General features: G+C 37.2%; 12 protein-coding genes. 3 read left to right on the forward strand and 9 right to left on the reverse strand.

Annotated elements, in window-relative coordinates:
- Positions 1 to 77: 77 nt before the first annotated feature.
- The 5 genes from VNN39_RS01190 to VNN39_RS01210 all read right to left on the reverse strand — a co-directional run bounded on the left by VNN39_RS01190 (position 78) and on the right by VNN39_RS01210 (position 6,228).
- Positions 78 to 761, reverse strand: a complete 684-nt coding sequence (locus tag VNN39_RS01190) for an O-methyltransferase (protein ID WP_165713194.1) — start codon at positions 759 to 761, stop codon at positions 78 to 80.
- Positions 761 to 2,566, reverse strand: a complete 1,806-nt coding sequence (pepF, locus tag VNN39_RS01195; RefSeq protein ID WP_213495450.1) for an oligoendopeptidase F — start codon at positions 2,564 to 2,566, stop codon at positions 761 to 763. Before pepF ends, VNN39_RS01190 begins: the two co-directional genes overlap by 1 nt.
- Positions 2,550 to 3,554 (reverse strand): competence protein CoiA, encoded by a 1,005-nt coding sequence (locus VNN39_RS01200; RefSeq protein WP_338997718.1) that lies wholly within the window; start codon positions 3,552 to 3,554, stop codon positions 2,550 to 2,552. Before VNN39_RS01200 ends, pepF begins: the two co-directional genes overlap by 17 nt.
- A 74-nt stretch (positions 3,555 to 3,628) precedes the next feature.
- On the reverse strand, positions 3,629 to 4,729 hold the full coding sequence (locus VNN39_RS01205; RefSeq protein ID WP_165713191.1) for a YdcF family protein: 1,101 nt from the start codon (positions 4,727 to 4,729) through the stop codon (positions 3,629 to 3,631).
- A 77-nt stretch (positions 4,730 to 4,806) separates the two neighbouring features.
- On the reverse strand, positions 4,807 to 6,228 hold the full coding sequence (locus tag VNN39_RS01210; RefSeq protein WP_017368901.1) for an NCS2 family permease: 1,422 nt from the start codon (positions 6,226 to 6,228) through the stop codon (positions 4,807 to 4,809).
- Between the two features lie 362 nt (positions 6,229 to 6,590).
- Here VNN39_RS01210 and VNN39_RS01215 point away from each other — a divergent pair, with 362 nt between their 5' ends.
- On the forward strand, positions 6,591 to 7,415 hold the full coding sequence (locus VNN39_RS01215; protein WP_213495453.1) for an HAD family hydrolase: 825 nt from the start codon (positions 6,591 to 6,593) through the stop codon (positions 7,413 to 7,415).
- Positions 7,416 to 7,464: 49 nt separating this feature from the next.
- On the opposite strand, the gene VNN39_RS01220 is transcribed toward VNN39_RS01215, so the two are convergent.
- From VNN39_RS01220 to rpsT, 4 genes are all read right to left on the reverse strand, one after another.
- The gene (locus tag VNN39_RS01220; RefSeq protein ID WP_165711385.1) at positions 7,465 to 8,169 is read right to left on the reverse strand and encodes a Bax inhibitor-1 family protein; all 705 of its coding nucleotides are present in this window, start codon (positions 8,167 to 8,169) and stop codon (positions 7,465 to 7,467) included.
- Between the two features lie 103 nt (positions 8,170 to 8,272).
- Positions 8,273 to 8,932 carry a uracil-DNA glycosylase gene (locus VNN39_RS01225; protein ID WP_338997719.1) on the reverse strand — a complete coding sequence of 220 codons (660 nt, stop codon included), beginning with the start codon at positions 8,930 to 8,932 and terminating at the stop codon, positions 8,273 to 8,275.
- Positions 8,929 to 9,588, reverse strand: a complete 660-nt coding sequence (locus VNN39_RS01230) for a GyrI-like domain-containing protein (RefSeq protein ID WP_252175626.1) — start codon at positions 9,586 to 9,588, stop codon at positions 8,929 to 8,931. Before VNN39_RS01230 ends, VNN39_RS01225 begins: the two co-directional genes overlap by 4 nt.
- A gap of 239 nt (positions 9,589 to 9,827) precedes the next feature.
- Positions 9,828 to 10,061, reverse strand: coding sequence for a 30S ribosomal protein S20 (rpsT, locus tag VNN39_RS01235; RefSeq protein ID WP_004259004.1), 234 nt, complete (start codon positions 10,059 to 10,061; stop codon positions 9,828 to 9,830).
- 150 nt (positions 10,062 to 10,211) lie between these two features.
- Between rpsT and VNN39_RS01240 the strand changes: the two genes are divergently transcribed.
- Both VNN39_RS01240 and VNN39_RS01245 read left to right on the forward strand, forming a co-directional pair.
- Positions 10,212 to 10,721, forward strand: a complete 510-nt coding sequence (locus VNN39_RS01240; RefSeq protein ID WP_017368896.1) for an HD domain-containing protein — start codon at positions 10,212 to 10,214, stop codon at positions 10,719 to 10,721.
- A 730-nt stretch (positions 10,722 to 11,451) separates the two neighbouring features.
- On the forward strand, positions 11,452 to 11,661 hold the full coding sequence (locus tag VNN39_RS01245) for a hypothetical protein (RefSeq protein WP_017368895.1): 210 nt from the start codon (positions 11,452 to 11,454) through the stop codon (positions 11,659 to 11,661).
- Positions 11,662 to 11,674 lie beyond the last annotated feature (13 nt).

The raw sequence follows: 11,674 nt of genomic DNA on the forward strand, positions 1-11,674 counted from the left end.
TAATCCCTTGATACATTTGTTTCTTGTAACAATATTATAACACAAAAGATTAAATAAACCTAAACTGATTTATAATATCAAACTTTCTTAATCATTAATATGCCATCTCCTAAAGGTACCATACTGGCACGATATTTAGGATTATCTAAAACTTCGTCGAATAGACGACGCAGACCACGTTCAAGTGCACGCTGCGTTCGTTTAATTTCCATAATCGGAATGAGAATTTCTCCGCCTTGGAAAATGTCATCCATGATAATCACACCATTTTCCGAAAGCAGCTCCATTGCCCGGGGAAGAAATTCTACATATTTTGATTTTGCCGAATCCATAAAGATAAAATCGAATTCCCCTTGAAGATCCGCCAAAAGATCTGCAGCATCTCCTTCTAAGAGAGTGATTTGTTTTCTTACATCATAGGTAGCCAGATTGTCTTTAGCCAAGGCAATCATCTCTGGGTTACGATCAATAGTAATAATCTCCGCACCTGGTGCTGCTTCTGCCATCATGAGAGCAGAAAAACCAATTGCAGTCCCTATTTCTAAAATTCTTTGCGGTTTCATCAGGTCCAAAAGCATTTGGAAATATACTACCGTCTCATGAGGAATAATTGGGATATTATTTTCATGAGCAAACGTCTCAACATTCTTTAGCGGACCAGTAATTTGTGTTTGACGTTCGCGCATAAAGTCAACAATTTCTTCTTTGACTACTGGACGATTCATCATTGGATTACTTGTTCTCTTATATGTTAAAACCATTATAAATGGACTCCTTTTTCGACTAAATTTTCCAGCTCAATTAAACGTTTTTCAAAAACAGCAAAAGCCGATTCTAAATACGTTATTTCTTCCATATCTACACCTGCTTGAGCAATCACAGCCAGCGGATAATCACTTGATCCAGCTTTGAGATAAGTGAGGTATTTTTCACGCGCTTCTGATCCACCATTTACGATAGCCTCTGCAAGATAAGTTGCTGCCGCAAAGCCTGTTGCATATTGGAAAACATAATAATTATAATAAAAATGCGGAATGCGTGCCCACTCGTACTGAATTTCAGGATTTTCTAGAGCAGGCAAACCATAATACTTCTCATTAAGACCTGCGTAGAGCTGGTTCATGAATTCACTGGTCAGGACCTTTCCTTCTTGATCAGCTTTATGAATTTCATGTTCAAATTCAGCAAATTGGCTTTGACGAAAAACGGTTCCCCGGAAGCCATCAAGCCAGTGATTTAAAATGGCAAAACGCTCTTTTTCATCTGTCGTCTCCGCAAGTAAACTTTCCGTCAAGATATTTTCATTGGTTGTTGAGGCAATTTCTGCAAGAAAGATTGGATAATCCCCATAAACATAAGGTTGATTTTCTCGTGTAAATGTAGAATGCATACTGTGTCCCATTTCATGAACTAAGGTAAACAAATCATCCAAAGTTTCTTGCCAGTTTAAGAGCATAAAGGCATTTGTATCATAGCATCCTCCCGAGTATGCGCCAGAACGTTTGCCAATATTTTCTGCTACATCAATCCAACGCTCATCAAAAGCTTTTTTAACATGTGCTGCATACTCAGGGCCGAAAACTTGAAGAACTTCTTCTGCTTTCTCTACTGCTTCTGGATAGTTAAACTTATAATCCAAGTCAGATAAGGGGGTGTAGACATCATACATCTTCAAATCATCATCTAAACCTAAAATTTGCTCGCGTAATTTGATATAGCGATGTAAAAGAGGCAAATATTTATTAACCGACTCCAAAAGCCTATCGTAAACTTCTTCCGGAATAAAATTACTTGATAAAGCTGCTTGACGGGCTGAATCATACCCACGTGTCTTCGCCTTAAAATTATGGACTTTTACATTTGTTTGTAGCGTTTTAGCATAAGTGTGCTGATACTGTTCATAGTTGCTATAAAGGGCTTGATAAGCTGCCTTTCGCACATGACGGTCCTTACTTTCCATGAGCGAGATATAATTACCATGTGTCAGCTGTACTTCCTGCCCTTTTTCATCTTTAATCATCGGAAGCTCAATATCAGCATTGTCAAAAATTTCGAAAGTTTCGGCAGCTGCACCAAAAATCTCACTGGCACTGGCTAACAGTTTTTCCTCTTTTGGACTTAAGATATGCTCTTTTTTAGCAAAAAGGCGTTCAAACATATGAGAATACTGTTCCAACTTAGGCTCTTCTCTTCTAAAACTCTCATAACGTTCTGGCGTTAAAGCTAAAAATTCCGGCTCATAAAAGGCAAACATTTCACCAAACTTAGCATATAAATTTGTAGCCCTAGCTTCATATTCTTGGTAACGACTCACTTGTGTATCTTGATCATGCTTCATTGAAGCATAAACATAAACTTTTTCCACAGCGCGCGAAATCTCTAGCTCAACTTCCGTGATTTCTAATAAGCTTTGAGCACTCTCTAAAAGATGTCCTTCGTAGCGGTTTACCGTCTCTAACTTTTCCGAGACACTTTTAAGTTCAAGTTCCCAGGCGACATCATTTTCAAATACGGTTGACAAATCCCAAGTTAAGTTTTCAGCTATTTCATCACGTTTTTTTGCCATGCCATTCTCCGTTTTTCACTTTATTTTTATCTTTAATTATAGCATAGTAGCTTGGTGTATGCAGTCTTTCATGTTCTTGTGACTGAAAACTTTCGTAGAAGCCTTGATAATATTTTTCTAAGGAAGTGTCCACTTGAAAAAAACTTTCTCGACTTTCATTTACAAAGCCAAAGGTCAATAAGTTTAGTCCTGGAGGTCCCCAGTAACATTTCTTCCAGTTGAGGTCTAACAAATTTTTACCCTGTTCATAATATTTTTCTTGCACTTTAATCCATTTTGGCACTTGATAATACAGTTGTTTTTGAATAAAAAACTGTAACTCTTCTTGCTCTGGCACATCTATACTAAGATTTTCTCCTTTGAGAAAAGGCTGACGTAAGAGTTCTAAGAGACTCTCTTGGAAAAAATCAAACTCTTCCGTAAGACATATCAGTCGACCTTTTAAATCCTGATGAATCAATGATTTCAAACGTAGCTTCTTTCTGTCCCAATCTAACTCCCAAAAGTAAAAACCTCGCTCAACTGAATAATAGAGCAAATTTTTCTGTAGCGATGATAAGGTCTTCTTGAGCCACAAATCCCTTCCTTGAAGCCAAAGTACATAATATCCCTTTTCTTTGTAGCTTACCGTTCTCTCTTCTAAACGTTGTAAAGAGAGTGGCGAACACTGTATTTCGATGGCAAGTTTATCATTCACTAACAAATCAGCCGTTTGCTTAATCTCTGGCACATATTTTTCTAGCTCTACTTTCTCTTTTTCCTTAAGCCATTGGTATAAGCTAAGTTTTAAACCCAGATGTTGTGCAGATTCGCTTTCACTCCAAGAATCACAATTTTGTAAAGATATGTGCGCAAAGTGAGGTATTTTTATCTTTCCTCTTTTTAAACGCAGGGACGACTTGCAAGCTGGGCAATAAAAAGGGGGATTAATGGGTTTATTATCAAAGAGATTAATTGTATTTCCGTCTTTATCCAATGCATTCAACATATAAAATAGTACGAAGAGCAACTCTAAAAATCACAAGGCAAACAAAAAACTCGGAAAATCCGAGTCTTTATACCTTAACGATTAAGTACAAAGTGATCCATAAAAAGGATGAAGAGAGCAAATGCTATGAAAATACCTGTAATCAAGCCTACCCAAAAAATATGTTTACGTCGTTGGCTATTCATCACAGCGATAAATTCACGGATGAATGCTGGAAGACGGAAATACAGCGGTGTTTTCCCACCAATACCCCCTTGTGCATTTAGTCCTTGTTGAGCAGCAAAGAGAGCCGCTCGGAAAACGTGATAGTCCGAAGAGAAAAAGAGAAATTCTTCATCGGCTTTCTGTTCAATTTTTTCAATCAACTGAGATGAAAATTTTAAATTTTCAAAAGTTGTTTTTGATTGATCTTCAACCAAAGTTCGTTCTTTGGGAAAGCCCAGTTCTTCGACAGCGTATTTTTGCATCGCTAGTGCTTCCGCAAGTTGTTCATCACTACCTTGTCCCCCAGAGAAAACCATTATAGTTTTATCATTTGCAGCCTTTATTCCTGCACGGATACGGTTAGCTAAAAGGGGGCTAACGAACTGGCCATTAATCAGTCCAGAGCCTAGAACCACGTGATATTTTGAAGACTTTTTACGGAAGCGACGTCCATATGTCCAGCTGGCAAAAAAGAAAACGATAAATTGCCAGACGAGATAAAAGGCCAACACAGGATAAACATAGCTTAAGAGCTGTAACCAAAGCCAGCCTTCGGACAAACTCGAAACTCGAATATAAAGCCAGTCAACCAGAAAAAAGACAAACATAATAGCCGGCAAAATTAAATTCGCTAAGCTGTGTGATTCACGGCGCCACATTTTAATCGTTAAAACAACAATCCCCACAGGAACGACAAAACTGATCATAAAAGCAGGGATCAAAAAGAGAGCAGCTTCAATAATAAGTATGGCCAGAATGATGTTTGAATGCGAATTATAATTAGCCGAAAAAAGAATCCCCATAATACCGTTAAACAGTACAAAAAGGCTGGCTAAAAAACCAATAGTAAGTCGCCCTAAGCGTAAAGTTCTCATATCCTTCAAACGATGCGACTTGGTGTAAAAAATGACGGTCGGGATTAAGGCTAAAAAGCTAATCACCGAAAATGCAATAATAAGTGGTGTCTCCATGTCTTTATTTTAACATAAAAATCCGCTGATAAAAGCGGATTTCTCTCATGATAGTGTACAAATTATAGTGGTGTTTTTTAGAGAATAGCAAGTACGGCAAAGTTTAATGCAAATGCGATTGCCACAACCCAAATAATTGGTTTTACTTCTTTAACCTTACCTGTAAAGAGTTTTGAGAAGATATAAGTGATAAAGCCAGCAGCGATACCATATGAGATAGAGTAACCAAGTCCCATAAATACTGAAGCAAAGAAGGCTGGAATAGCTTCACTTAATTCAGACCAGTTGATTTCCTTGAATGATGACAACATCATCATACCCACAATAATCAAAATTGGAGCCGTTGCTTGCGTTGGAACAATGGCAAGTAATGGTAAGAAAAGACTTGAGATCGCAAACATCACAGCAACGACAATCGAAGTCAATCCTGTACGTCCACCTGCTCCAATACCAGCTGCTGATTCTACATAAACAGTTGTATTTGAAGTCCCGAAGATGGCACCTATTGGTGTAGCAATCATGTCAGCAAAGAGTGCTTTATCCATTTTAGATGAAAAACCTTTACTGTTCGCCATATCCACATAATCTTGATCTGTAAAGATACCTGTGCTACGACCTGTACCAATGAACGTACCAATCGGATCAAAGATTGAGGTTAACGAGAAGGCTAAAATTGTCATCAAAACTTCAATAATTCGAGATGAATCAGAAAACAAGCTACCAAAACCTTTAGGACCAAAAGCAGCACCAAAAGTTGTTCCCATCTCGTTGATTGCTGTCCCGAGATTGTTGTCTGCAAAAAGTGTAGACATATCAACTTTTGTAACACCTGTTAAAAGTGCAAGTACAGTCGTTACTGCGATTGACAAGAGAATCCCTGCTTTCCATTTACGGAGAACAAAGAACATTGTTACTAAAATACCTACTAAAGCAACAAGAACACCAGGATCATCAAATTTAACTAAACCAGGAACAATTGTTGAGTCTGCAGTAATTGTGCCGTGATTATCTGTATAAGTACCTGGTGATGCAATAAATTCAAGAATACCAGCATTTTTAATACCAATATAAGCGATGAAAATACCAATACCACCACCAATAGCATGTTGTAAGCTCTCAGGGATTCCTAAAACGATTGCTTTACGAATTGAAGTGAATGTAATAATAATATTGACAATACCACAGATGAAAACCATTGCTAAAGCTTCTTGCCAAGTGTAGCCTAATGAAAGAACAACAGTATAAGCAAAGAAGGCGTTAATTCCCATACCTGGTGCAAGGGCATAAGGAACATTGGCGATTAAACCAATAGCTACTGAACCAACAATCGAAGCCAAGATAGTAGCTAAGAAAACTGCCTGAACGGGCATCCCTGTTGATCCTAAAACATCAGGATTGACAAACAAGATGTAGCTCATAGCAAAGAAGGTAGTAATACCTGCCATAATTTCACGGCCCACAGTAGTGCCGTTTTCTTCAAGTTTAAAGAACTTGTTCACGAATAAATTCTCCTTTTAATAAAAAGTTGCATGTCACATTCGTTTTTTCGTGACACACGTCATAAAATGATACATGTTCAGTATAAATAAATTTTAAGTTTGAAACAAGGAATTTCGAGTCATTTGAAAAAACAAGTCCCTATATGTTCGTAAATACCGAACTTAAACCTTGCAAATATTTATAAAAGTTCGTCCATTTTAATATTCATTATTTTATAGAGAACATTTATTTTCGATAACATCTGATGGATGACTTCACAACGAGCACACACTCGTCATTTCTTAAAAATAACCTAGACCAAAAGCAGCTTTACTGCTTTTCTGGTATAATAAAAAATAAGAAATATTTTAAAGGATTAAGTATGGAAAACCAAGATAGAAAATTGATCGCCATTGATCTTGACGGCACAACGCTTCATAGCGACGGGCGTACAATCAGTCGCTATACAAAATATATTTTTAAACGTATTGAAGAGCAGGGCCATATCATCTGCATCTCCACGGGCCGTCCTTTCCGTATGGCTGTGGATATTTATCGCGAACTCGAACTTAAAAGTCCGATGATCAACTTCAATGGTGCTTTGATTTCCAAGCCAGATAATCGTAATTGGGAGTATACAAAAGGTCACTACATTGATCGTTCATTTGTTTTTGACTTTTTACGTCATCAGCAAAATTTCGATTTAGAGTTTTTTGCGGTTGAATATCGTCGAAAATTTTTCCTCAATAACTTCCGAAACGTTGAGCCTAAACTCTTTGGTGTTGAACAGTTTCATCCCTACAATCGTTTGCGGGCGGATCGGCTAGATGACAATCCTCATGCAGTCCTTCTTTCCACACGAGTAAAAGACAAATTCCGACTCGCCAAGCAAATTCAGGATCATTATAACGGGAAAGTTAGCGTGAGTGGCTGGGGTGGCCCCAATGGTGTTTTAGAAATTGTCCCCAAAGGTGTCAGCAAAGCTTCTGGACTCAAGCATCTTCTCCGTGTTCTCGAAATTCCAAAAGAAAACCTCATAGCATTTGGTGATGAGCATAACGACATCGAAATGTTTAAATATGCTGAAGAAGCCTATGCTATGAAAAATGCCTCCACTCGTCTCACACCTCATGCGAGTAAAATCCTTCCTTGGACAAATGACGAAGACGGAGTTGCCCGTAAATTGGAAGAGCTCTTTTTAAAGTAGTCACTTAATCCAAAAACAAAAAACTTCATCAAATGATGAAGTTTTTTTATTAATCACGACTACTTCCCATAAATCCGAAGATTCTTAAGAGTGAGAGGAAAAGGTTGACAAAATCAAGATAGAGAGATAGCGCCATGCTAATCGCCCAGCCATTATTTACATTTCCGTTATTTTGACGGTAAACTTGTTCAATTTTTTGATTATCCCAAGCAATCAGCCCACTGAAAACTAAAACACTAATGATTGATGAAACGAAGACAACCATTGGACTTCTTAAGAAGATATTAATGATACCTGCAATGATTAAGCCAATCAGCATTCCCATCATGGCACGTCCCATACCTGTCAAATCACGTTTGGTTGTACGTCCGTAAACTGAAAGCCCAAAGAACATTCCAGCAGTTGAGACAAAAGCCAAAGTTACATCAGAAGCCGTATAGGCTGCAATTGTAAAACTCATAATGAAACCCATTAAAACTGAGAAACCAACAAACATTGGCAATGCTGTGGGTTTATTTTTCATAGCTGCGTTTTGCATAGGGAAGACGAGAAGCAGTGGCAAGAATAAGAGGATAATCATTGCAAAACCTGCACGATTAACAAAATTCTGAGTTGCTTCCCAGAAGAAATTTATTGTTAAAAAAGATGTGAGTGCTGAAACAGCAACCCCAATCCCGACAATCCCATAAATGCGAGCAAAAAATTGGTTCAGCGATACTTGAGTTCTATTATTATTTATAAATGGATTTTCCATAGTATCTCCTTTTCTAATATACCTTTAAGACTATTTTACCAAAAAATTACAAAGCTGTCATCAGACTTGAGTCCTAGTTTGAGGTTCTTTCTTCATAATTTTCTTATTTTGACCAATCTATCCCTTTTTGTCCTGTCTTTTCCAAAAAGCTATTAGCTTTCGAAAAGGGCTGTGAGCCAAAGAACCCCCGCGAAGCAGAAAGAGGTGAGGGGTGTGCGGACTCAAGTACCAAATGCTTAGAAGAATCAATCAGCTTAGCTTTCTTCCGTGCATCACCGCCCCACAAGAGAAAGACTTTTGGGCGGTCATCATCCGAAGCAATTTTTATTATCTCATCAGTCAAGGCTTCCCATATTTTCCCCTTATGGGCATTGGACTTCATTTCGGGGACAGTAAGCACAGCATTGAGCAATAAGACCCCTTGCTCAGCCCAATGTGTTAAATCTGAATCCTCCTTATCAAAACCCTCGCTTTTAAGTTCTTTCTGAATATTGACAATAGAGTCTGGTCGATTTACCACGAAGGAAGCTGGGTAGGAAAAACTAAGTCCCTGAGCTTTGCCCGGCTGTGGATAGGGGTCCTGCCCCACCAGTATAACTTTGACATCAGCTAAGGCGGTCAATTCAATCGCTCGAAATATTTTATCCTCAGGTGGATAAACATTGCCTTGAGAATAAACGTCATTGATAAAATCAACAAGTTCTGAAAAGTATTCCTGAGGTAATCTTTCCCTTAAAGGTGCACTCCAATCCGTTTTTTTCATTGTTCTTCCTTCTCTTTCGTTTTAATTTGCACATATTGGCGCAATACGGTTTTTAACTTTTCTGGGGAGGTTTTACGAAAGTCGCTAAGATAAATCTCGCGATGATGGAAATCTTTGTGGATAAGTTCATAACCCTCTTCTGCAGCAAATTTCGCCATCAAGGAAAAAGTTTCAGCTTCATCGTCAAAACTCCCCTTGTGCATGGTTTGAATACAAAGACCGTCTTTAATCTTTTCATGTTTCACTTGAGAAAAATCTTGTTTTTTCTTTAATGCTGTCTCTTTTTTCGCCCACTCAACTACCTCCTCGGTTACAAATTCTGGCATCCGAATCATTATTTTCCAAATCAGTTCTTCTTTACGCAGTGGTTCATTGGCTTCTGGAACTGTCTTACTTGTCCACAAACCCTCCAAGGGGGGCACAACAAAACGGTAAAAATGAGGAATGACTATGTCTTCTCTTTTGTAGGACATCGAAATAGCATATGCTATAGGGTAAAGTGATGCTATCGCCTCTTGGAAAACTGCATCTGCTGGTGCACCCTGCCCAGAGACAGTCAGATAAGTCATCTCAGGTACAGTAATTACTTCAATTTTTTTAGGAAAATAAAACTCTTTTTCAGTCTTTTTAAAATCTACTTTTATAGAATCTGTCATTATTTGGTATCGGAAATAAGCAGGAAAATCATTTTTAACTTTTCTACTTTCCTCTCCTTTCTTAGTCGCTGCCGAATCCCTGTCACGCTACGTATAAATACAAGGTTGTTAATAATATTATTATAACATTTATCTTACTTGTTTAAGTTCTAACATAGGCTTTATCCAAACTTCTTTTATGTTTTTAGAGTAAAAAAAAATCCTATCAGCAGACAGGAATATTTTTTTGCAATTAAGAATTAGCCCAATTTAGCTGCCAAACGTGATTTGTCACGTGAAGCTTTGTTAGCGTGGATAAGACCTTTTGATGCAGCTTTGTCGATTGCAGAGCTTGCAGCTTTGAATGTGTCTTCGCTTGGTGCAGTTTCAAATTTTTTGATTGCAGTACGCATTGCAGATTTTTGTTGTGAGTTGCGTTCGTTAGCAACAACGTTCAATTCAGCGCGTTTGATTGCAGATTTGATATTAGCCATTATTTCCTCCAAATTTTTGTAATACCTATAAATTATACAGGATTTTTAGCTTTTTAGCAACTGTTTGTCAAAAGAAAATTGAAATATTTTTCTTTTTTCTTGTGTCAATTTGCATATTGCTATTTACATTTTATAGAATGGTGCTATAATATGAATATGAAATTAGATGAAAATCCATGGTTGACAGATGCCGAGTTTATGAGTTATGTTGGTCACTTTCTTGAAATGCCGGAATTGAAACAACTTGATGAAATCACACATCACTATACTTCGACACGTTTGATTCATTCGATTAAAGTAAGTTATGTGAGCTATTTAGTTTGTAAAAAGATGGGCTGGAATGCAAAATCTGCAGCCCGTGCGGGTCTTTTACATGACCTTTTCTACTACGATTGGCGCGACACTAAATTCAACAAAAGTCATGCCTATGTTCATCCTCGCATTGCTGCACGTAATGCGGCAAAAATTACTACTCTTTCAGATCTTGAATATGATTGTATTGTCAAACATATGTGGGGTGCCACAATTGCGCCACCACGCTATAAAGAAAGTTGGGTTGTTACCTTAGCAGACGATTATGTCGCAATGACTGAGGGCGTAGAAACTGCACGTTTCAAATGGAAAACGCGCAAATACTTTAAACGTCACCTTCCAATTTGAACTATTAACATAACAATAGTTCATGAGAAGCATATAACCACTGGTTATATGCTTCTTTTTATTTTTCGTACTTTTTATAGGGTTTAGCACTTTTTACTTCCCACACAAAAAAGCTCTCTGGGAAGAGGAGCTCTTTGGCCATGCATTGGCAAATATGTGAAACTATAAACCGAACTGGATACGATTTATAGTTTTATTTTATCACTGTAAACTAAATGAAGGAACTAATTATACTTCAAGTTTAGAATTCCAAAAATTCTACGAACTGAATAGGAAGCGACAATAACACTGATATGCATTAATTTCCTGATTGGTTAAAGATAAAAACCACACTGGCAAGGTGTGGTCTAATTCAAAGTATTAAAAAATTTGTGCTATGTATTGTGTTATTTTGCCTTATTTATTATATCATCAAGTCATGCTGTTATTTCCTCATGAAATATAAAGTTTAAAATATTAAAAAAGACACCTGCTCTTGTCTAGCAAGTGTCTCATCTTTGAAGAACTTCATTATAGCAAAATAATTTGTAGTTTGCCTCTCATAATAGCGATGTTTAAAATATTAAAATATTCATCTACATAATAAAAAATTTATCTTTCAACCAAAATCTTACAATACATTAAAATTCAAAGCAACTTTATCTTTTCTTAACTGTTCCCATGTTATAATATTGGTAAGCTTATCGTTCGTAATTATTTACTCAAATTTATGGAAAGGGGGCCTAATACTATGAGTCTTTCAAAAGAACAACGCGTGCATGATTTGGCCTTATGCATATTAAATAATGTCAATATGACTGAAGGTTTATTCTCTGCATTAGAAAAGGCAAACGAATTATCTGTAAGTGATGCTTATCCTAAAAAATATGCTGTTGCTTACACGGTATTAACTCAAAAACTCCAAAATGAACTCACTGATTTTGATGATATAACTTTCTAAGGCTAAAAGTGAA

Source organism: Lactococcus formosensis (genome assembly GCF_037892375.1).
Taxonomy (GTDB): domain Bacteria; phylum Bacillota; class Bacilli; order Lactobacillales; family Streptococcaceae; genus Lactococcus; species Lactococcus formosensis.

Bases quoted from the DNA above. Each gene is read 5' to 3' on its own strand.
- VNN39_RS01190 (WP_165713194.1), bottom strand. From the start codon at position 761: ATGGTTTTAACATATAAGAGAACAAGTAATCCAATGATGAATCGTCCA.
- pepF (WP_213495450.1), bottom strand. From the start codon at position 2,566: ATGGCAAAAAAACGTGATGAAATAGCTGAAAACTTAACTTGGGATTTG.
- VNN39_RS01200 (WP_338997718.1), bottom strand. From the start codon at position 3,554: ATGTTGAATGCATTGGATAAAGACGGAAATACAATTAATCTCTTTGAT.
- VNN39_RS01205 (WP_165713191.1), bottom strand. From the start codon at position 4,729: ATGGAGACACCACTTATTATTGCATTTTCGGTGATTAGCTTTTTAGCC.
- VNN39_RS01215 (WP_213495453.1), top strand. From the start codon at position 6,591: ATGGAAAACCAAGATAGAAAATTGATCGCCATTGATCTTGACGGCACA.
- VNN39_RS01220 (WP_165711385.1), bottom strand. From the start codon at position 8,169: ATGGAAAATCCATTTATAAATAATAATAGAACTCAAGTATCGCTGAAC.
- VNN39_RS01225 (WP_338997719.1), bottom strand. From the start codon at position 8,932: ATGAAAAAAACGGATTGGAGTGCACCTTTAAGGGAAAGATTACCTCAG.
- VNN39_RS01230 (WP_252175626.1), bottom strand. From the start codon at position 9,588: ATGACAGATTCTATAAAAGTAGATTTTAAAAAGACTGAAAAAGAGTTT.
- rpsT (WP_004259004.1), bottom strand. From the start codon at position 10,061: ATGGCTAATATCAAATCTGCAATCAAACGCGCTGAATTGAACGTTGTT.
- VNN39_RS01240 (WP_017368896.1), top strand. From the start codon at position 10,212: ATGAATATGAAATTAGATGAAAATCCATGGTTGACAGATGCCGAGTTT.
- VNN39_RS01245 (WP_017368895.1), top strand. From the start codon at position 11,452: ATGAGTCTTTCAAAAGAACAACGCGTGCATGATTTGGCCTTATGCATA.